Annotated in this window: 16 protein-coding genes; 3 read left to right on the forward strand and 13 right to left on the reverse strand. The window is 60.1% G+C overall.

All coding sequences use genetic code 11. The annotated features are described in order from the left end of the window. Positions 1-180 precede the first annotated feature (180 nt). Together L6R21_20235 and L6R21_20240 are read left to right on the forward strand one after the other, a co-directional pair. Positions 181-3,060: a hypothetical protein gene (locus L6R21_20235; protein ID MCK6561532.1), complete on the forward strand. Its 2,880-nt coding sequence runs from the start codon at positions 181-183 to the stop codon at positions 3,058-3,060. Positions 3,061-3,123: 63 nt separating this feature from the next. Beyond that, positions 3,124-5,031: a PorV/PorQ family protein gene (locus tag L6R21_20240; protein MCK6561533.1), complete on the forward strand. Its 1,908-nt coding sequence runs from the start codon at positions 3,124-3,126 to the stop codon at positions 5,029-5,031. A gap of 149 nt (positions 5,032-5,180) precedes the next feature. Here L6R21_20240 and L6R21_20245 read toward each other — a convergent pair whose 3' ends face one another. The 13 genes from L6R21_20245 to L6R21_20305 all read right to left on the reverse strand — a co-directional run bounded on the left by L6R21_20245 (position 5,181) and on the right by L6R21_20305 (position 20,019). Beyond that, positions 5,181-6,680, reverse strand: coding sequence for an Ig-like domain-containing protein (locus tag L6R21_20245; GenBank protein ID MCK6561534.1), 1,500 nt, complete (start codon positions 6,678-6,680; stop codon positions 5,181-5,183). A 4-nt stretch (positions 6,681-6,684) separates the two neighbouring features. Next, complete coding sequence (gene rdgB, locus L6R21_20250; GenBank protein MCK6561535.1) at positions 6,685-7,299, reverse strand: RdgB/HAM1 family non-canonical purine NTP pyrophosphatase; 615 nt, start codon at positions 7,297-7,299, stop codon at positions 6,685-6,687. Positions 7,300-7,308: 9 nt separating this feature from the next. Then, the gene (locus tag L6R21_20255; protein ID MCK6561536.1) at positions 7,309-7,575 is read right to left on the reverse strand and encodes a EutN/CcmL family microcompartment protein; all 267 of its coding nucleotides are present in this window, start codon (positions 7,573-7,575) and stop codon (positions 7,309-7,311) included. Next, positions 7,576-7,842 (reverse strand): EutN/CcmL family microcompartment protein, encoded by a 267-nt coding sequence (locus tag L6R21_20260; GenBank protein ID MCK6561537.1) that lies wholly within the window; start codon positions 7,840-7,842, stop codon positions 7,576-7,578. It lies immediately after the preceding gene. Between the two features lie 47 nt (positions 7,843-7,889). Further along, a complete protein-coding gene (locus L6R21_20265) occupies positions 7,890-9,089 on the reverse strand; it encodes a S1C family serine protease (protein MCK6561538.1) in 1,200 nt (399 codons plus the stop codon). 69 nt (positions 9,090-9,158) lie between these two features. Then, the gene (locus tag L6R21_20270) at positions 9,159-9,761 is read right to left on the reverse strand and encodes a zf-HC2 domain-containing protein (protein ID MCK6561539.1); all 603 of its coding nucleotides are present in this window, start codon (positions 9,759-9,761) and stop codon (positions 9,159-9,161) included. A 62-nt stretch (positions 9,762-9,823) separates the two neighbouring features. Continuing rightward, entirely contained in the window at positions 9,824-10,423 is a 600-nt protein-coding gene (locus L6R21_20275; GenBank protein ID MCK6561540.1) for a sigma-70 family RNA polymerase sigma factor, read from the reverse strand. A gap of 137 nt (positions 10,424-10,560) precedes the next feature. Beyond that, positions 10,561-11,604: a DNA polymerase III subunit delta gene (gene holA / locus L6R21_20280; protein ID MCK6561541.1), complete on the reverse strand. Its 1,044-nt coding sequence runs from the start codon at positions 11,602-11,604 to the stop codon at positions 10,561-10,563. Positions 11,605-12,041: 437 nt separating this feature from the next. Further along, positions 12,042-12,815 carry a transporter gene (locus L6R21_20285; GenBank protein MCK6561542.1) on the reverse strand — a complete coding sequence of 258 codons (774 nt, stop codon included), beginning with the start codon at positions 12,813-12,815 and terminating at the stop codon, positions 12,042-12,044. Between the two features lie 106 nt (positions 12,816-12,921). Beyond that, positions 12,922-14,793, reverse strand: a complete 1,872-nt coding sequence (locus tag L6R21_20290; protein MCK6561543.1) for an ABC transporter substrate-binding protein — start codon at positions 14,791-14,793, stop codon at positions 12,922-12,924. Next, positions 14,790-16,622, reverse strand: coding sequence for a glutamine--fructose-6-phosphate transaminase (isomerizing) (glmS, locus tag L6R21_20295; protein ID MCK6561544.1), 1,833 nt, complete (start codon positions 16,620-16,622; stop codon positions 14,790-14,792). Before glmS ends, L6R21_20290 begins: the two co-directional genes overlap by 4 nt. A gap of 557 nt (positions 16,623-17,179) precedes the next feature. After that, positions 17,180-19,648 (reverse strand): TonB-dependent receptor, encoded by a 2,469-nt coding sequence (locus tag L6R21_20300; GenBank protein ID MCK6561545.1) that lies wholly within the window; start codon positions 19,646-19,648, stop codon positions 17,180-17,182. A 74-nt stretch (positions 19,649-19,722) separates the two neighbouring features. Beyond that, on the reverse strand, positions 19,723-20,019 hold the full coding sequence (locus tag L6R21_20305; protein ID MCK6561546.1) for a hypothetical protein: 297 nt from the start codon (positions 20,017-20,019) through the stop codon (positions 19,723-19,725). Here L6R21_20305 and L6R21_20310 point away from each other — a divergent pair. Then, positions 20,018-21,349, forward strand: coding sequence for a bifunctional folylpolyglutamate synthase/dihydrofolate synthase (locus L6R21_20310; GenBank protein MCK6561547.1), 1,332 nt, complete (start codon positions 20,018-20,020; stop codon positions 21,347-21,349). The two genes, L6R21_20305 and L6R21_20310, sit on opposite strands and share 2 nt — an antisense overlap. Positions 21,350-21,600 lie beyond the last annotated feature (251 nt).

Below are 21,600 nucleotides of genomic sequence, written 5' to 3' on the forward strand. Positions count from 1 at the left end.
CTACGGGTGAGCAGGCAGAAAGCCGCCACTCCGTCTCCGCTTCCAGTTTTGGGCGAAGGGAATCTCAAAACATTCTGCTCCAATTTGAAAGCCATTCATATCGAATCATTTTAAAAGGATGATCCGCGCATGCAAAAGGGATCTGATTCATCATGCTTTGCGTCGCCGCAGAGCCAAGGCATGAGGGGCTGCCTCATTCTCTTGGCATGGATTTCCTGCCTGCCGGGCGCCGGCTTCGCGCAGCAGCAGGAGCGCGAGTGGCGCGATGACTTTCGCAACCGCGATCGCATCGAAGCGACCAGCAATCTGGTGTTGAACACGGCCAGGATTTCCGGCGCCGATACCGGCCAGGTTTCGCTGCTCACCATCGATTCCACCCTGACCACGAGCTCGGATTTTCGCGTCTTTCTCCGCGGGATTGACGGCGGCTACATCGGCAAGAAGGCCATCAAGACCGTGGTGGATATCGATGTCTTCCCCGCGAATCCGAACTTCTATCTGATTACGGACGCGGGGACGAAATCCGTTTTTACCTACAACAGCGTGGACGGCAGCGCGGGCGCCGGCGACATTGGCTTTGCAATCGACTTGACGTTTACGCCGGCGGATGCCTATCCCTTCGTGGAAAACGCCCGCTCCAAAGTCATCATCACCGGCAGCGATGATGCCGACGGCGCCGGCCACGTGGTGAAGTATGATTTGGAAGGCGGCCCGACGATCGTGTGGGAATACAATGCCACCCGGCAGGATCTCAAGCTGCTGCGGCCCTCGGACGCGGTGGCCGTGCCCACCAATCTCAATCAAGTCATCATTTGCGATACCGGCAATGACCGCCTGCTCGCCGTGGATCTCACCGTGCCGGGTGACGCCGGGGTGACGGTTTTGAGCGGTGAGGGTTTCCGCACACCCGTGGACGTGGAAGTCGATCGGAATGATGCCAATGTCTATCTGGTCACCGATCAAGGCAATCACCGCATCGTACTGGTGCGGCGGAGCGGCAACACGCTCACCCGCATTTTTCAATTCGGCACCGGCAGTCCGGTGACTTCACTGGCCGGGCTGACCCGGCCGACCGACGCCGACCTGATGGACAATGGCAATGTGCTCATTTGCGACGCCGGCAATAACCGCCTGATCGAGGTCACCCGAACCGGCAGCATTTTCTTTCGTTTTGAAAGTGAGTTGCGCAGCCTGACCGACGCCGACCGCATTGCCGGCAACAAAACGTTGGCCGCTTTTCGCAGCAACGGCACGGATGTGACGCCGCGCCGGCTGGCTTACGCCACGACGGATTCCGTCATTTCGCAGATCTTCTCCTTTGGCCGCGCGGTCGATTTCGATTCTCTGTTTTGGGAGGGCGAGGATTTTGGCACGTCCGGGCGCGAGGGCACTCGCTTGAGCATCAAGATGCGGTCCTCCAACAGCCGCAGCGACATTCTCACCCGGCCCTTCTATGGCCCCACCAGCCAGGGAGATTTCTATACCAACCGCCGTTCCGCCATCAATCCCATTCACGAGCTGAATGGCGACAGCTTGTTTCAATTCCTGGTTCATTTGGAAACCAGCAGCACGTTGCGTACGCCGGTGTTGACGAAGATCGGCGCGACTTCGCATTTCATCCGCTACGAGACGCCAGGCGTGCTGCTCTCCAAAGTCATCAAGGATTCGGCGGACAAAGTCATCACCGACTGGCGGCTGCTGGCGTTTCCGCATCAAGGCCAGGGCATCACGGTCGAGGTGATCAACGCGCAAAACAATGCGGTTTTGGCCTCTTTCACGGAGGCCGAAGATCCAATCGGCAGCTTGTCGGCGCGGGTGCCCGGTTTGCGCGGTAAGCAGGAACTGCGCTTGCGCGCCTCGCTGCGGACCGCTTCGCCGTTCATGATGGCGAATACGCCCGTGCTGGAGAGCTGGCGGCTGGTGTATGCCGTCATGCCCAAGGGACCTTCGGTCACCCACTTCACCAATGGGAAATTCGCGCCGGTGGAGATGTACCAGTTTGCCAACGCGCCGAGTGACAGCATTTTCATTGCCGTGCAGGATCCGACGCTGGCGCCCACCGCGGGCACGCGTGACACCGTGGCCGTGCAGGTGTTCAGCGCGCTCACCGAGGATTCGGCGCGCGTGGTGTTGCGGGTGAATCCGCAGAACTTTGCGGAGTTTCGCGGCGGCCTGCCGGCGGCCTTCAACGCCTCGCGCCGCAGCAACGACACGCTGGAGGTGAAGGATCGCGATGTTCTGATCGTGCGCTATATCGACCCCGATGACAACACCGATATCAGCACCGATTCGGCGCGCGTCATTCAGCGCTCTTTCGGCCAAATTCGCATCGAGAACATCGACGGCGCCCGCATCGACTCCACCGATGTTGGCGGATTGCTCTACCTGCGGGTGACGGGCGAGACGGATCAGAATCTCTCGCCGACCGTGCCGGATTCCATTCGGGCGTTGGTTTTCGTGAACAAGCAAAACGGCGAGCAGGAGCTGGTCACCCTGGTTGAGATTGCAGCGGACGCCGGCGAATTTCGCACCGCTCAGCCCATTCAAGTCGCGGGCGTGCCCACCGGCAATCGTGATTCCCGCTTGCGTGCCGCCGGCGGCGATGATATCATCGCGCGCTATACCGATCCCGTGGCCGGCGACGTGACGGCCGACACCATCGCGGTGCGCAGCGGCGTGCCGCCGGTCGAACCGTTGAGCGAAGCCTTCAGCATTGACATCGCGCCGAATCCGTTTCAGGCCAGCAAGCACAGCCAGCTTCGCCTGCGCGCGCGGGTGCGTTCCGGCACGTTGACGATTCAACGCGTCGAAATCTACAACCTGGCCAGCGATTTGGTGGCCACCATCCCCGGCACGCGGATTTCCCTGAACGGCAGAAATACGATCACGGCCGCGGACAACGCCGTGATTGCCGACGGCTGGTGGAACCGGCGAACCGACGAAGGCGCGAGCGTGGCGAGCGGAACGTATTTCGCCAAGGTCTTTGTGCGCCTGGCCGGCCAGCCCCGGGGCCTCGATGGCGAGGACGTAAAGTTGCGCAAATTCGTGATCATTCAATAACGGCCGGATGCCGCCGTTCTTTCATCCCGAGATTTTGTGACGACGACTAGCAGGATCAATCTTATGAACCATATCCCATTTCCTTCGCGTCGTGCCGGAATCGCCACGTTGATCGTGCTGGCAACCGCTGCGCTGGTGCAGGCGCAAGTGGCCGGCCAGTATGCCGCGCCGATTCTGCGCGTTAGCCCCTACGCCCGGCAGGTGGCCATGGGCGAGGCCTTCACGGCGCTCGCGAACGATCTCAGCGTCATGCGCTACAATGTCGGCGGCCTCGGCAGCTTGAGCAACAAGTCGCTGTCACTGCATTTTCATCAATGGATCGACGACACCTATCAGGGCGCTTTCGAGGGCGCGCTGCCCACCCGCTACGGTACCTTCGGCCTGAGCTTCGGCTATTTCAACGAGGGCGACATTATTGCGCTCGGAGATGATTTCTCGCCGCTGGTCGGCGATTTTAGCAGCAGCGATCTGATGCTCTCGCTCGGTTACGGCAACTACGTCTATCTGCTCAACCACCGGCTGTCGTTCGGCGCCGCACTCAAAGGCATCCGCCAGGATTTGATCAGCAGCGCCGGCACCGCGCTCGGCGTTGACGTCGGCGCGCTCTACTGGCTCGAGAATTTCTCGGTGGGCGCCACGCTGCAGAATTTCACCGTGAAAAAACTCCAACTCACCGGCGGCGGCAGCGCCAGCCTGTTGCCGGAGACGATTCGCGCCGGTGTCGCCACCCACGTGCCCATCGGCTTGGGCGCCACCGGCCGCCGCATGCAATGGAGCGTCGGCTTGGATGCCTCCAAATTCCTAGATCAGGACGACAAGGACATTCGCCTGCAAGCCGGCACGGAGTTTTTCCTCTCCGAAGTCTTTGCCGTGCGCGGCGGCTACAAATTCCACAACCTCGATGACAATTCCCGCTGGGGCGCGGGCTTTGGCCTGGTCATTCCGATGAGTTGGTTCGGCGGGTCGAACACACATTTCGACTATGCCTACAGCCCGCTCGAGGCCTTCGATTCGCAGGCACATCGTTTCTCGCTCTCCTTCAATTTCGGCACGGCCGAGCCGCAAGGGTTTCTCGTCGATCGCGGCGAGATCGACCGCGAACTGGCGGAAGCGCGCCGCGCCCGGCAGGAGGCGGAAGAAGCCCGTCTGGCCGCGAAGGAGGCGGAAGAACGCGTTCGCGACCTCGAAGCGCTGCTGGCCGAGCGCCTGCGCAAGGCCGACTCGCTGGCGCAGTTGACCGAAGGCCGCATCACTGTCGAGCAGAAAGGCCGCGACGTGCTGATGACCCTGCGCATCAATTTCGACTTCGACAAGTCGGACATTCGCTCCGACATGTATCCGACCATGTACAAAGCCGACGAGATTTTGAAACTCTATCCCGAGTCCGTGGTGTGGATTGCCGGCCACACCGACAGCATCGGCACGGATGAGTACAACATCAAGCTCGGCGACCGCCGCATGAACAGCGTCATGAAATTTCTGGTGAATCAAGGCAACAGCCCGAGCCAGTTCTACAATCCCGTCTCCTACGGCGAATGGAAGCCGCTGAACGACAACAGCACCGAGCAGAACCGTTTCCTCAACCGCCGCGTCGAGTTCCTGATTTACACCATTGATCATCAGCCCGAGTTGCCCGAGGCTTCCAAGATCGAACAGGTCCACGTCCTGGGTGATACCGTCAACGTGGTATACAACGGCCGCGTGCCGGGCTACACCACGGATTTGTTGACCGATCCCACGCGTTTGCTCATCCGGTTCGCAAAACTCTACATTGCGGATCCGCTGACGGTGGAAGTGAATCGTGGCTCGGTGCAACGCGCCCGTCTTGGTTATCATCCCGAAGATGCCAGTACTTGGATTGTCTTGGATATGACGGAGGCGGTGGTGCCGGAGATGATTACTATTGGCAAGATGTTGAAGATCGTGACCACCAAGTTCACGAGCAGTGCCGGTCGAGGGGGAGGGAGGTAGGCCTCTCGATCAACGCCGGCCCGGCGCGGCACAATCGCAGCCGGGCCCAGGCATTCAAAAAAAACTCCCACGGTTGCACCCATGCCGGGTCGCAGCCGTGGGAGTTTTGTTTTGTGGGTGAGAGGTAGGCTGAAACCTGTGTTTCAGGCTCAGAAGACGATCGTAATGTTTGTCACCGTGGCGCCGTTGGATACCACCACACTGTCGGCCCGGGAGGCGGCTTGATCACCATCGCGATCGTAGAACCCGATCGGTTCCGGTGGCACTGCCGTCGGCTCCAGACTGCCGTCCAAATCCGAGTCCTGGGCGCCCACCGGCCAATATGTGCCGTCCGGAACATTGGCAATGACGAACTCGCCGGATTCATTGGGTACGAAGGAAATCGCCTCCAGCGTTTTGCGCAGCACGTTGGTGGCTTGGCTGGGATTCGGAAAAATCTGTTGAATCACATCGAGCAGATCGGTATTGAGCAGCGCGACCAGCGTGTTGCGCGGCGAGGGGCCGCCGGAACGGAAGAGAACTTGCCCGCGCACTTTGCCGCCGGGGAATTCGGCGCCGGTGGTGAAGGTGATCTGTTGCGGCGTCTGCAGCACTTGGCCGCGTGCGCTGGTGGCGGTGTAAAGCACGGCGGTGTAAACGGTGTTGGGTTTGAGCGTCACCGGCGCGGAAAGCTCGCGCCGATCGGCGCTCGGCCGCAGCGTTGCGCCGGTCAGGCCTTCGGGAATCGGCGCAATGAACAAACCGAGCCTGCTGGTATCGACGGCGGTCGTGAAGGTCAAGCGAAATGCGGTGTTGAGCGGCACGTTCTTTTGACCGTTCACCGGAAAGGTGCTCACGACTTTCAAACCGACCACCGGCGTCTGCAATGCGATTTGCGCGAGCGAGGCGCTTGCCACCGTCACGCTGTCGAGCGCTTGATCGGCATCGGCGTTGTGGCCCTGCAGGCGGTCGCCTTCCTGCAGGCTGAAGCGGCCGTCACGATTCACATCCAGCGCGGCGAATGGCCAATACCCGCCCGCTGCGACGCCGGCAATGCTGTATTTGCCCGAGGTGTCGGCGATCGCCGCAACCGCGGCGAGATGGGAATAGAATTCCTGATCGGGCGCCGCCGCCGCCAAGATCGACTCCGGATTTTTCTTGAGCAGACCGACGAAGCATTGCAGCGGCTGGTTGAACGGCTTCACCGAAATGCCGCTCACGCTCGCGCCCGGAATGCTGCTGCCGGTCGCAAACGTGCTCACGAACGGCGTGCGCAGATAATCGCCGTAACGATCGTTGGCAGCGAAGACGACGAGCGAGTAAGTCGTGTTGGCCGCCAAGGCGGCGGGAACGCTGATTTGCCGGGCGTCGGAACTCAATTGCCAGTTTGCAAAGAAATCCGGCGGCGTGGGCGCGAGAATGAATCCGAGATTCTGCAGTGACATTTCCGCGCTGAAGGTGAGTGTCACACTGGTTTGCGCCGGAACGCCGGTGGCATTGGGCGCCGGCGAAGTGTTGACCAAGTGCAGATCCGGGTAGGGATCTGGAATGTTAGGAGAAGTCTTCTTGCTGCAGCCCACGCCGGCGAGGAGCAGCAGCGAGAACGCCGGAATAATCGACCACCCTGGTCTTTGGTTTTTGCGGAATGCGCCCCTCGTTGGTTCAGCCATGGATTCAATCCTCCACTCGAAAGTATTGCTTCAGTAGTTGTCTGGCGGCAGCCAGCGCCCGTCCGCGATGGCTCACCGCGTTTTTTTCAATCAAGGACATCTCCGCGAACGTGCGCTCGCCGCCCGCCACGATGAAAATCGGATCGTAGCCGAACCCGCCCTCGCCCTGCGGCGCGAAGGCCAGCCGGCCGTCGCATGATCCTTCCACGAGCTGCACCGTGTTGCCGTCGGCGAATGCCATCACCGTGCGAAAACGCGCGCTGCGGCGCTCGGGCGGCACCGCCCGCATTTCCGCCAGCAGTTTGCGCACATTGTCTTGATAGCTCGCGCCGGGGCCGGCGTAGCGGCTGCTGCGCACGCCGGGGGCACCGTTGAGCGCTGCCACGAACAAGCCGGTGTCGTCGGCGAGCGCCGGCAGCCCGGTGAAGCGCTGCAGCGTCACCGCTTTCTTGCAGGCATTTTCCTCCAAGGTGTCGCCGTCTTCTTCCACTTCCGGCATGTCGGGAAAATCGTCCAGGGAAAGAAGGGCAAGTGGAAGGGCGGCCAGGACTTCCCGAATTTCAAGAATCTTGTCGCGATTGTGTGTGGCTAGAACCACGCGGGCAGGCGGCAGGGGCATGGCGGGTCGTCAATAATTTTCTATCGTGTCCACGATGCCGACGATCGAAGCATCGACCGGTGACAGGCCGTGGCGCAGAGGGATGGTGGCTTCGCGCGCGGTGACATAAAACACGGTTTCGCCCGGGCCGGCGCCCACGGTGTCGATCGCAACCAGCGGCGCGCCGGTGGGTACGGCAAACCGGTCGAGCGGTTGAATAATTTGCATTTTAGTGCCGATCAGGCTGGCATCTTTTTGCGTGGCCCAGATCGTGCCGAGGACGCGTGCGAGAAACATTCAGGCGACATCCAGTTTGTCGACAATGGCCATGATGGTGGCGTCAACCGCCTTGTTTTCCGTGGCGGCAGTTTGCCGCGCTGAGCTGCCCTGCACCACCAGCACAACTTCACCGACGCCGGCACCCACGGCATCCACCGCCACCAAAAAACCTTCACGATCTTTCAATTCAAGGCTCACCGGCCGGACGATTTGCAGTTTCAGGCCTTGCAGCCGTTCATCCTTGCGCGTCGCCCACACCGTGCCAATTACACGTGCGAGAATCAAGTGGCAATCTCTCTGGGGATGGTGAAAAACTTGTACGCGCCGCTCAGTTACTTTTTTTGATAGAGATTCTTCAGGGCCCGCAATTCCTTCTCCAGCGCATTGATACGCTGCTGCAGCCAGGCAGGTTCGGGCCGCATGCTTTCGCCTTGCGGCCAGCGGGGCTGCGTTTCCAGGGCGGGTTCGCCGGAGATGGGCACGCGCAGTTCGCTGAGCGCGATCGGAATCCTTGTTCCCAAGCGCACTGTGACCCGGGAGAATTTTTCCTGTCGGACAACTTCCAATTCCACTTCTTCGCCCGGCAGTGTGGCCGCCACTAGTGTACTCAACGAAGTGAGAGAATCCACCGTTTGGCCGGAGAATTTACGAATGATATCACCCACCTGCAAGCCGGCTTGCTGTGCCGGGCCGTCCGGCACGATGGTCAAAATGCGCGGCCACGTCTGCTCGCCGTCCGTGACGACGGTGATTCCCAACCAGCCATGGGTGGTATAGTAGTGCTCCGCTGCCGCACGAACGGCCGGCAGGATTTCGCTCAAAGCGTAAACCAGCGCCGTGTTGCTGAAGAAATTGCCGTTCTGCGCGCTGGCTTCTTCGAGGCCGACACGGCCGGCCACCATGCCCACTGCCCGGCCTTGCGTGTCGAAGACCGGCGAGCCGTTGCTGCCGGGATCGACATTGGCAGTGATGTGCAAGCCGCCGTCCGCTTGAATCGCGCGCACCACGCCCACCGACACGGCCTGCGGCACCCCCAGCGCGTTGCCGATCACCGTTACCCAGGAGCCGGCATTCAGGTCGCTCGCCAAGCCGATGCGCGCGGGCGTCAGTCCGGTGGCGTGAATTTTCACGATTGCGACGCCGCGCGCGGAATCAACCCGCACCAATTCAGCGCGGTAAGTGGCGCCGTCGTCCATCGCCACGTCGATGTAGTCCGCCGCCCGCACCACCGATTCTTTAGTCAGCACAAAGCCGTCGCTACTGACGATCAAGCCGCTGCCGACCACCAGTTCCTTTGCTGCATCGCGGCGGTCACCGAACATTTCAAACAACCGGCTGCCGCTGCTGCTGGGCGCCTTCAGTGCGGTTACGGTTACCACCGACGGTTTGGCGGAATTGACGATGTCGGCAATCTCGCGCTCCAACGCCGAAAGCAGGCTCTGGGCCTGCAGGGCGCCGGCTTGGCAGCACAACACGAGCAGACCCAGGCCGACGGTCTGCCAGCCGGCGTGCAATCGCGTGTTTTTCTGCAAAACTGATTGGCGCCCGCCCGCAGAGCGCAACCAGCAACGTGTCAGGATTGGCTCCACGACCATGCACCGTCAGAAGGATGAAATGAAAGTCGCTCTCACGGGACGAGCGGTGGAGATCACCCCAGGGCGCGAAGAATCGGCCGATGCGCCACCAGCAAGAGCCTGGCCGCGCGGGGCGCTGGCGGACCGAATCGGGAGAGTGGGGGTGATTTTGTCGAGGGGATAGGAAATGCGCGTGGGGAACTTCGAAGGGTCAGCTTGCCAGCCGGCCACGGTAGCGCCTTGGGTCTGGAAGGTGCGCATGTTGGAAGCCGCGGCGATGGGCGTTTGCGGGCGCCAGACGAGATAGCCGAGAAAAACGGCCAGCATCAGCGCGGCGCCCGCGTAGCCGGCGGTGCGAATCCGGCGGTAGCGCGCGCCCACCAAGCGTCCGGCCCGCGGCATGCGCTGCTCCAGCTTGATGCGCGCCCGCAAGACTGCGGCAAAATCATCGGAGGTGCGAACCTGGCGCAGACTGCTTAATTGATTCCGCAGGTGATCGAGGCGGGCAACCGTGTCATGACAATCGTGACAGGCCGATAGGTGGGTTTCCACTTGTTGTCGTTCAGCGGCGGGCAGAATGTTCTCGACGTAGTCCGAAAAGGACTCAGAAAGCCTCTCGCAAGTGTTCATACGTAACCTTCATTGTAGCAAGTTATACCGGCCACTCCTTTGGAGTTAAAGTGAAGGGTTGATTATTTGCGCTGATCCAGTAATTTTTTGAGGCGGTTTTGCAGGCGGAGCCGGGCACGATTGACGCGCGATTTCACAGTACCAATCGGAACCCGGATAATCTTACTGATCTCTTCATATGAAAGTTCCTGGACGTCCCGCAAAATGATCACCTCACGAAACTTTGGTGAGAGTTTGCTGATTTCGCGTTGAATCAACTCTTCGCCCAGCGTGCTGTTCGCCTGTGTCTCAGGATTGAACACCTCGTCCGAAATCTCATAGTCGCGGTCTTCCAGCCCCATGTCGGACAGCGAGAAAAACCGCCGGCGCTTGCGGCGCCGCAGCTCAGTGCGCGCCAAATTGCCGGCAATCGTGTAAATCCACGTCGAAAACTTCGCGATGCGCGTGTAGGCGAAACGGTTGCGATAGACCCGCAGGAACGTCTCCTGCACGACGTCCTCGGCTTCCTCGTGATTGTTGAGAAAACGAAAAACGAAGTTGAGCAACTGATCCTTGTAGCGTCGGACAATCTCTTCGTAGGCCGCCAATTCTCCCTGTTGAAAGCGCTCGATCAGATCTTCATCAGTGGGTTTGACCTCGTTTCTTTTGGGACTTTCCTCCATTCATCTTCCTTCCCTCATGAGAGGATGGTGGCGGGTGACCTCCTGGCAAACCGGCAGCGCCAAAGATCGACACCAACCCACGCCCAAGCCACGTTCATGAATGCCGCCGAAACTCGTTTCCGGCGGAACAGATGAGTCTACGCTGCAACCCACTCGTCTGCAGAACCGCGCGAAAACGGCAGGCTCTGCACCGGCAGTTTCTTGATGATGGCGATGGTCATCAGCCGCAACAGCAAAAGCTCGGAAATACTCTGGCTCTTGGCAAGATAATCGACATGGCGCAGAACTTCCAGCGCATTGAAAATCTCGCCGCTGGCATAGGCGCGGGCCTCGCGTTGCAGCCGCTCGGCAAAGAACGAATGCACGCCGGTTTTTTGCGACAGCGCGCCGAGATCCTGCCGCCGCGACAAGGCCTGCGCCAAATACAATTGCCCGAAATAGCGCGCCAGGCTGCTCACGATCGCGCCGGTGCTGCTGTTCTCCGCCAGCGCTTCGACGATGCGCAGGGCCGCCACCAGATTCTTGCCGCCCAGCGCCTCCTGCAACGAAAAGATCGAAAACTCGCGCCGAAAACCGGCAACCTCCCGCACGTGATCGAGCGTGATCTGCCGTTCACTGCCGAGATAGACCTGAATCTTTTCGATTTCGCTGCGCAACGCCTGAATGGAATTGCCCACTTCCGTGGCCAGCCACTGCGCCGCCTCCGGCGAAATGCCCATGCCGATGCTCTCTATGTAGCCCTGGATCCAGGGCACGATTTGATTGTCATAAAGCGGCCGGCAATCGACGAAGCCCGCAATCTTGCTCAACGCCTCCAGGCCTTTTTTCTTCGAGCCTTTCTCGCGTTGGGTGAGAATCAGGTGGGTGGTGGGGCAGGGCTTTTTGGCATACTCGGCCAGGGCCAGGAGATCGCCCGCCGGCATTTTGTGCACATCCCGGACGAGAATGGTGCGGAAGGCTGCCAGCATGGGATAGGAGCTGGCAATGTCCAGCACCTTGTTGGCCGAAACGTCACTGCCATACAGGGCATCGAAATTGAAGTCGCGCATCTCCGGCGTGACGAGCTTGGCCAGCAACAGCCGCACGCCCTCTTCGATCAAACCGGTTTCTTCACCGGAGAAGAAATAGACCGCTTTGAAATCGCCCCGGCGAATCGATTGGGTAAACTCCGCGAATTTCATGGAATCTCTAGGGACAGAACACGGCGGGCTGTGGGTTTGTCGCGCGTTGCTCTCACCGCGCCGGCGGCAAATATAGCAGGCCGGCTGTTGGATTGCAAGCGATTTTCCGCGATGCTGGCCGTGTCAAGCGCTGCGTGTTATCGGTTCTATTTGATTTCCGCCCGAACATGTTCCACTGCGCGGAAGCAACACACGCGCCCACTGCTTTATTATTTTGAAGAGTCCTACGATCACCATGGTCGTCCCGCAGCACGACAAGTCGATTTGGCCGTCCCAACGAATTTGAGTAACAGCACAATTGCCTGTCACCGCTTCACACCGAAGTTGGGTTTCGGTGTGCAGCGGTGACAGACGAAATGCAATGAGACCGGCAGCAGATGGTGCCGCGTGCCGGTCACGCCGCTCGGTGTCTCACAAGACTGGCGTAGGTTCCTGCCTCAGAATCCCAACAAATAGCCGGCGCGCAAAGTGAAATTGGGCGCACCATCGTCCAAACCCAGGCCCAAGCCGCCGCGCAGCCGGCCGCCGGATTTCAACAGATAATCCAGGCCGCCCGACAGCAGAATGTAATCGCCCTCGGTGCGGAAGTTGATCTCGCCAATGAGGTTGAGATTGTTCTTGGTCGGATAAATCACGCCGCCGCCGATCAACAAGCTGTTGTCGTATTCGGAGTCGGTCTCGACCTTGCCGGTGTTCGGATTGAATTTGGGCACTTTCGTCTCTTCGAAATCCAAGCCCAACGTGCTGGTCAGCACCAGGCCGCTCTCCAGCCGATGGCGCAAGGAGCCGAAGCCGCCGAAATCCAACGTGCTTTCGCCGATGTCCTCACTGCCGATCGGCAGCGTGATCAACGCACCGACTGAAATCATCGTGGGGCCGGGCACCACGTTGTAGCGTCCGGAGACCAACAAATCACTGATGCCGGACTGGCTGTCGCCCACGTCCGGGGAAATGTTGCGAAATCCCAGGGCGCCGCCGAGCTGCAGTTTCTCCGCCACCGGCAGGGCAGCTTGCACCGCCAAATCGATGCTCGCGAGATCATTGTCATAGGTCGAATACTGAAACAGACCCTCGCCATAAGGAGAGGTGGCGATCGGAGCATCTTGGAAAAAGGTCTGCAGCAACCGAACGTTATCCGTTTCGTTTTGCGCCTGACTCACACCGACTCCCCATACCAACACCAGCAATACCGCCACAGTACGACACTTCATTTCACTTTTCTCCTTTCCAGGAAATGTTAGAAAGATAAAGGTTCGTCCGAACGCGAGGTTCCGTCAATTAGATCATTGGTCAGAATGTTCGGACGACCGGAACAGCCTACTTCACCCGCCGGATCTCCGCGTTGAGAATTTGCAGAATATTCACACGGCTGTTGACCCGGTCGGAGTTCTTGAAACTGATCTCGCCCTTCATGCCGGGGTAGTCGTCAATCTGGGCGAGCGCATCACGCATCTGATCCGGCTTGCGGGCGCCGCGTTCCACGCAATGCAGCAACAGGCTGCCGGCATCATACCCCATGACGTCAAAGCGCTCGGGCGTGGCGCCGGTGAGCTTGCGATAGGCAGTGCGGAATTGCCGGCCGCGCTCGCTTTGCCAGTCGACATAGTAATCGCTGGGGAAGACCGCGCCGTCGATGTAGGAACGCAGCTCGCGCATGCGCTCGGGTGCAATCCACTGCCAGTCGTCGCCGCCGAGCAGCAGGCCTTGGATGTTGTAGTAAGCGCGCTGTGGCGCGATCAAGGTGATGTCCTCATGGTACAACGGCAGGAACAGCGCGTGAATGCTGGTGACCGGCGTGGCCACTTCTTCGACCATGGCGGCATTGCGGATGCCCTTCAACGAGCGGTAACTCGGGTTGAGCTTGAAGGTGTCCGCCAGGCTCAATTCGAATGCCGCGGCGCGGATGCCCTTGAACTGCTTGCCGAAATCCTCCGTGCCTTCATAATACCATTTCTGGGTGATGATCTGGCCGCCCAGGCTGTCCACCGCGGCGCTCAAACCATCGGTCATCTGCTGGCCGTATTCATCCTGCGGGGCGAAGGTTGCAAACCGGCGGCAGTTGAGATAGCGCACGGCATACTCGGCCAGGGCGCGGCCTTTCCTCTCGCGGTTGGCATTCATTTGAAACACGTACTCGCCCAGCTCGGCAATGCCGTTGGCGGTCGACACCGGCACGAGAATGGGAATGCTCTTCTCCTGCGCCAGCGCCGCGATGGCGCTGCTCGCGGAATTTTCATACTCGCCGATGAGCGCCACGATGCTGGGATCGCTCAACAGAAGCTGCGCCGCCTTGAGCGCGCCCACCACGCTGCTCTCCGAATCACGCACCACCAACTCGACCGGGAGATTGTCGGCAACGGGCAAGATGCCGGTTGCGCCTGCTTGCGCCAGTGGCCGGCTGTTGCCGCTGCGCGTTCGCAGCGCGTAGCGCATGCCGCGATAAAGCGCCTGGCCGGCCTCGGCATCCATGCCGCTCAGCGGCACGATGACGCCGATGCGCACCGGCGTGTTGAGCTCCTGCTGCGGCGCCGTGCGGAGCTGCTCCAGTTGGCGGGTGAAACGGGTGTTGGGATGCGCGCGCAGGAAGGTGTCGACGATCTTTTGCGCCTCTGCACGGCGGCCCTGCGCATATTCGTTTTTGGCGAGCGCGATCGCCACCAACGCGAGGCCGTTTTCGCCCAAATAGCTGCGGCGCAGTTTGCGGCGCAAGTCACTGGGCTGGAGATAATCATCAAACAGGGTTTGGGCGTAGCGGGCGGCGGGTTCGCGCAACGCCGGCGTTTCGGCAAAATCCAGCACCCAGATGAATTCACTCGCCGCTTCCGCGTAGTTGGCCTCTTTGAAGGCGGTCATGCCGAGCAGAAAATGCGCTTGATCCGCGTGACGGCTCTTGGGGTATGCCTCCAGCAGGCGATTGAGCGCCTCGCTCGTCTGGCTGTACTGGCCCAACTGAAAATGGCAGCGCGCCTGCAGATATAATCCCGAGGTGTAAAGCTCATCCTGCGCGCCGCGCGCCACGGTGCGCGCGGCCTGGTCAAGTGCGAGCGCATAATTGCCCTGGTTGTAGGCGGTCACGCCACGCTGGAATTGCAGTTTCTTGTCGCGCAGGGTCTCCTGGGAAACCGCAGTAGAAACAGCAATGCCCAGCAGAAGCCAGGCATAACCGGAAAGGGCGGATAGAGATCTCATTCGACCGTTACACTTTTGGCTAGATTTCGCGGTTGATCCACGTCGCAGCCGCGCAGGATGGCGATGTAATACGCCAGCAGTTGCAGTGGAATGATGGTGAGGATGGGCATCAGCATTTCGATGGTCGGCGGGATGTAGATGACGTGATCGGTGTGGCGTTTGATCTCCTGATCGCCGGCCGTGGCGATTGCGATCACGCGGCCCCGGCGGGCACGCACCTCTTCGATGTTGCTGATGATCTTGTCGTAGGTCGAATCCTTCGTGGCAATGAACACCACCGGCATGTTTTCATCGATCAGGGCAATCGGGCCGTGCTTCATTTCCGCCGCGGGATAGCCCTCGGCATGAATGTAGGAAATCTCCTTGAGCTTGAGCGCGCCTTCCAGCGCCACCGGGAAATTGTAGCCGCGGCCGAGATAGAGAAAATTGCCCGATTGGTGATAGATCTTCGCGATTTCCCGCACTTGCTCGCGCTGTTGCAGAATCTGCTCGACCTGCCGCGGCAGCGCCTGCATCGCCTGCACCGTTTCGCGGCCCTTGCTCGCCGACATGTTGCGCATGCGCGCCAGCAGCAGAGTGATGAGCGACAGCACCGTCACCTGGGACGTGAAGGCTTTGGTCGAAGCCACGCCGATTTCCGGGCCGGCATGCAAATACACCCCGGCATCCGTCTCGCGCGCGATGGACGAACCCACCACGTTGCAAATGCCCAGCACTTTCGCGCCTTTGCGCTTGGCCTCGCGCAGCGCCGCCAGCGTATCCGCGGTTTCACCCGACTGGCTGATCACCATCACCACCGTGTCCTGATCGAGCACCGGATCGCGATAGCGGAATTCGCTGGCATACTCCACCTCCACCGGAATGCGCACGAACTCTTCCAGCATGTATTCGCCGATGAGCGCGGCGTGCCAGGAAGTGCCGCAGGCGGTGAGCAGTATGCGGCGGGCATAGAGCAGGGAATCGATCTCGTGGCGGATGCCGCCCAACCGCGCCATGCCTTCCTCCACGAGCAGACGGCCGCGCAGCGCGTCTTCGATGGTGCGCGGCTGCTCCATGATCTCCTTCATCATGAAATGATCATGGCCGCCCTTCTCGATGCGCTCGATGTCGAAGGCGATGCGCTCGATGGCCTTGGTCACCGGTTGATTGTCGATGGTCTTGATCTGCACGCCGCTGCGCGTCAGCACCGCCATCTCGCCGTCATCGAGATAGGTGACGTTCTTGGTGTGCTCGACCATGGCGGTGGCATCCGAAGCGACGAAGTACTCGCCCTCGCCGATGCCGACCACCAGCGGGCTGCCCCGCCGTGCCGCAATGATGGTGTCGGGATGGTCGTGCGAAACCACCGCGATGCCGTAGGTGCCCTGCACTTGCGCCAGCGCGGCGCGCACCGCTTCTTCGAACTTCAGACCCTCGGTGAGAAACTCCTCAATCAGGTGCACCAGCACTTCCGTGTCGGTCTCGGAGCGGAAGGTGTGGCCCTTCTTGGTCAACTCACGCTTGATCGCCAAGAAGTTTTCGATGATGCCGTTGTGAATCAGCGCGATGCGGCTCTTGCTGTCGGTGTGGGGGTGCGCATTGACGTCGTTGGGAACGCCGTGCGTGGCCCAGCGCGTGTGGGCAATGCCGACGCTGCCCGGCAGCGCGACGCCATCCACCCGGCGCTCCAGGTTCGAGATTTTGCCCGCTTGTTTCTCGACTCTGAGTTTGCCGTCTGAGACGATCGCAATGCCGGCGGAATCATAGCCGCGATACTCCAGACGCTTCAAGCCCTCGATCAACAGCGGAACCAGCGGTTTTTCTCCGACATAGCCTACGATGCCACACATGACTTGAAACTCCTTTGCGATTGCAAGCAGTTAGTGAGAACGTGCTTGGCCGGCTGTCCTTCAATCCGACATTATGGCGCGGCGCAGCAGTGATTGAGTGGGAAGAATGGCATTTGGAAAAGCTGGTGCGGATTGGCCGTCAATGGGTGTGCAGTGTAGCGCATGAAATGCCCACGGATGTTCACTCACCGGATGCCGTCAGAATGGCCGCAAAATAGAAATCACCTCTTAAAAATGCAAGACAAAAGGTTGAGCGTAAGCAATGCCGCAGTGGCTGGGCGATGACTCCACTCCACCGACAGCCCCGCTGCCAGCCACCTCCTCTGCCCGATACCGGCTGGTGGCATGGCATGAGGGTTGACCTGATCTGGTCAGGCGCGGTGCTGCGCCTGAGTATTCAAGGGATCCATTCGGGAGGACGGCGAAAAGGCCACGTCTTTTTTCATGGTAACCCTGACCGCTGGAGCGAAGCAGCCGCGCGGAACATCTTCTTCGGTTCGGTGCAGGATAAGAGTCGCGAAGGGAAGAGACGGGAATGCCACAACCGCGAAGCCCGATCATTTGTAGCTGATGCCCACCCAAAGCCGGCGGCCGTAGTGTTCTTGAAATTCCAGCGTGGGTTGGCTGAAATCAATGCCGCCCTGATCCGGGTCTGCGCTTCGTTGATCGAGCAAATTGCGCACTTCCAAAAACGGCGCCACCGGCAGCCCCAGCCGCTGCAGCTTCGGGCCGGCCAGTTTTATATCTAGAAAATGGCGCCAGCCCAGCGCAGTCTCTTTGTTGCTCAGCCACTCGATGGCGCGCGCCGGACCATTGATTTTGGCGAGCAGGCTCACCAGGAAGCCACGAGGCGTGTGGTAGGCAAGCCGCAGCTTGAAGGCGTGGCGTTGATCCCAAGCCAAAGGCTCTTCCAGATGGCTGCGCTGAATTTCGTTGCGGCTGCGGCTCAACAGCGTGGATTCCGGCCAGGAGCCGGTGCCGGTGCTGGTCAAATAGGTGTAGGCCAGGCTCGTTTGCAGCGTGCTGCCGAAGCGATGCGAATACGCCGCCTCCAGGCCGCTGGTGCTGGCTTTGGCGCGATTTTCATAGCGAAACACCGGCTGTTGTTGATTCTCGAAGCGCGTGGGTTGGTTGGCGTAGGGAAAGGTGTCGATCAAATCATCGAAATCGCGCAGAAAGCCGGTGAGCGTGAAGGTGGAGTATTCGGCGATTACGCGGCGGTAAGTCAGCTCCCAAGCCTTGGCGCGGATCGGCTTGATGTTGCTGTTGCCGAAGATCGGCCAGCGGGCGCCGACGCTGCCCGCTGGGTTGGTGTATAAGTAGTAAAACGGCGGCAACTCGAAAAACCAGCCGTAGTTCACCGCCAGGTGTTCGATGTTGCCGATGGGAATGGCGATGCCGAGCCGCGGCGCCAGGGTGAAGTGAAATTTTTCCTGGCGCGGCTCCGGCACGGTGATGGAATCATTGGGCACCGCGAATGCGGCTTCAGAAGGCAGCAGCGCCGGTTTGGTGTTGGCCGAGAAATACTCGGCGCGCACGCCCATGGTTGCCAGGAAACCGGGCAGCTCGATCTTGTGATGGAAATAAGCGGCGAGCGCATACGGGTTGCGTCGAAACGAATCTTGATAGCGGCTGTAAACCAAACTCTCCGCCGAGCGGCCATTGGGCCACAGCAAAAAGCGGTCGCGGTTGAGCGAGATTTGCCACAGATTGGTCTCGAATCCCAGTCGGAACTGATGGATGGGATTCAATTGCCGCACCAGGCTGAGGCGGCCGAGATAGTGCTGCTCGCGCAAATCTTCCCACCAGGGTTCGACCGCTCCCTGCCACACTTCGGCCAGTGATTGCGATTGGTCGAGGATGAGGTTGGTGGTTTCCTCGCCGGCGATCGTGCCGGTGACGCGCCGCCGCAAGCGCAGCGCGCTGAATTCCAGCTTGTAAAAGGTCTCTGCGCTCAGCGTTTGGATGATGGAAAGATCCATCCGGCTGTTGTTGTTGAAGCGCTTGGGCAGCGCCGACAGGCGGCCGGCCCAAGCTGCATCGTATTGCCGCCATTCCCAATTGGAAAACAAGCCCTGCCAGCGTAGAAAAAGATTGCTGGACAGCCGCAGCATCAGCTTGGAATTCAGATCATAATTGAAAATCACCGGCGTGTGGAAGGTTCGCCGGAGTTCCTTGCGGTAAGGCGTGTCGGTGAGATAGGCACTGCCGGAAATCAGATAATTGGAATCGATCAGCGGTCCGCCCAGACCGAGTTTGAGCGGCCCGCCCACGGCAAATTCGGCGCGCCGGGCATTGTCATAGGTCCAATCGCGACGGGCCGGCAGATCTTGCGCGAGCTTGAGCGCGCCGAAAAAGTCGTTGCGGCCTTCGCGCGTGATGATGTTGATGACGCCCGAGGTGACATTGCCGTATTCCGCGCTGAAGCCGCCGGTCTGCACCACCATCTCCGCGATCGCGCTGGTGGGAATGGTGAAAGCCGCGGCGCGCGTCATCGCGCCGGAGGCCGGCAGGCCGTCGATCAAATACTGCACGTTGCTGCTGCGGCTGCCGCGAATGTGATTGGCGACATAGCCCGGCACCAGCGCCAGTTTGTCGTGATAAGTCAGTCCGGGTGTGGTTTCAGCAATCGCTTCTTCGCTGAGATATTCGGTGCTCGACATCAGGTCGCGGAAAATCTGTACGCGCGGCGCCGTTACCACGATTTCCTCAGAAGTGTTGAGCACCCGGCTGGTGAGATCGATATCGAGGCTGGTGTTGAGGTCGGTTTTCACTTCGACTTCGGTCAGCTTCAGCGAGCTGTAGCCGATCATGCTCACGCGCAGGTTGTAGCTGCCGACCGGCAGATTGTAGATGATGTAATACCCGTGCTTGCTGGCCTTGGCGCCAAAATTGGTGCCCTCCACCACGATGTTCGCGCCCGGCAGGGGGATGTTTGTCTCCTTGTCTCGCACGAAACCTGAAATATTTCCGAATGCGCCGCTGTAGCTGCTGGTGGCCGGCAGGAGCAGCGCAAGGAACAGCAAGATTTTGGCTCTTGGGGATGGCGTCATCGTTTGCGCAAGATGTTGTTTTACCAGAGAAATACCCTTTGCAAGGCCTATGCCATGCTGCTGGAAGAATAAACGCATCCATTCAGCGCCAGGCTGGTCCTAAAACCGTGTTTTGTCCCACACGATTTCAATGAAGTTAAACTTGTACACCAGCCGCCACTGCCGCGATGACTTGCCACGGCCACTTCACGCCCGGCGCAAGGATATGCAAAAAGCTTCCAGAAAACGGAAAAGTTTTGCATATTGTCGGCCGTTTGCGCAGCAATTTCAATCGCCGCCGGCTCCTCCACTGAACAGAGCGCTCCGGCACCTCCGACAATCAACCTCATTTCAAACCAAACCATGTCAACCTCTGAAATGGCCATAAGTAGCCGCACCGCAGCCTATTTGGATAAGCTGGGATTTTTCGGCTGGCAACTCGGTCTCCAGCGCATTCAAAAATTCACCCGGTTTCTCGGGAATCCCCAGCGTGCTTTCCCCTCCGTTCATCTTGCTGGCACCAACGGCAAAGGCTCGACCGCGGCGATGTTGGCCGCAATTGCTCAGGCGGCCGGCCTGCGTGTGGGACTCTACACCTCCCCGCACTTGGTCCACCTCAACGAACGCATTCAAATCAACGGCAGGCCCATTCGCGGCCGCGATTTCGAAGCGCTGCTGCGTTCCTGCCGGTCGCAGGTCGACGCCCTGCAAGCCACCTACTTTGAAGTCTTGACCGCGCTCGCGTTCAAATACTTTGCCGAGCAGCAGGTCGATTTGGCAATCATCGAGACCGGCTTGGGCGGCCGGCTGGATGCCACCAATATCATCATGCCGGAAATCAGCGTCATCACTTCCATCAGTCTGGAGCATCAGAATTACCTCGGCAAGACCCTGGCGGCGATTGCAGCCGAGAAGGCCGGCATCATCAAACCGCGGCGACCGTGCGTGAGCGGCGTGCTGCCACCGCCCGCGGCTGCCGTCATTGCGGCGCGCTGCCGCGAACTGCGGGCGCCGCTGCTCGAGGTTCACCGGAGTGTGAAAATCTCAAAGGTGCGATTGGCGGCGGAGGGTACCAGCTTCGATCTTCGTTCGGCCGCGCACGATATTGATTATCCTGATCTGCGTTTGAACCTGCTGGGCTTGCATCAGGTGCGCAATGCGGCTCTGGCGGTTTGCGGCGCCCGGCTGCTGCGCCGCGCCGGTTTTCCGCTCTCTGATGAGGCCATTCGCGCGGGTTTGTCCCACACACATTGGCCGGCGCGGCTGCAACTTCTGCCCGGCTCACCGGCGATCCTGCTGGATGCCGCGCACAATGCCGACGGCATGCGCGCGCTCACCCGCACGCTGCGGGAACTCTTTCCCGATCGGCGGCTGAAGGTGGTTATGGCGTTGCTGAACGACAAGTCTGTGGCCAAAGTTTTGCGCACCTGGCTGCCGCTGCAGCCGGAGTTTTTTTTCGCCACGGCCGTAGCCGATCGCGCCCTGCCCAGCCGCGAATTGCTGCAACACGCCCGCGCCCTGGGCTTGCAGGCGCGCGCGTGCGCTGACGGCAGCGAAGCCCTGCAGGCCGCGCGCACACGCTGCCGGAGCAACGATTTGCTCTGCGTTACCGGCTCGCACTACCTGCTCGGTGAGTTGATGCGTGCGTCCAGCCTGCCATATCCTTACGCGCGCAGTGCCCGGCGCCAGCCCTGACGTACCCGGGTGCCGTCATCTTCTGAGATGGCAAGCAGTGCAGGCCTCCGCCAACAGGCGAGCTATCGAAACAAAACCAATCCGCGAATTGACTTTTTGATGAAATAGAACTATTTTGTCGCCGCTTGCTGCAGTGTTGAAACGATCGGAAATCATGAACGCCGCAGCACTTCATTCCTCTGCACCCCAACCTCGGACTGCGCGGCAGAAGACGTGCGGCTGTCAGGAGTGACGCCGGTGCCAACGCCTCA

The organism is bacterium, from assembly GCA_023150945.1.
In the GTDB taxonomy this organism is placed as follows: domain Bacteria; phylum Zhuqueibacterota; class Zhuqueibacteria; order Zhuqueibacterales; family Zhuqueibacteraceae; genus Coneutiohabitans.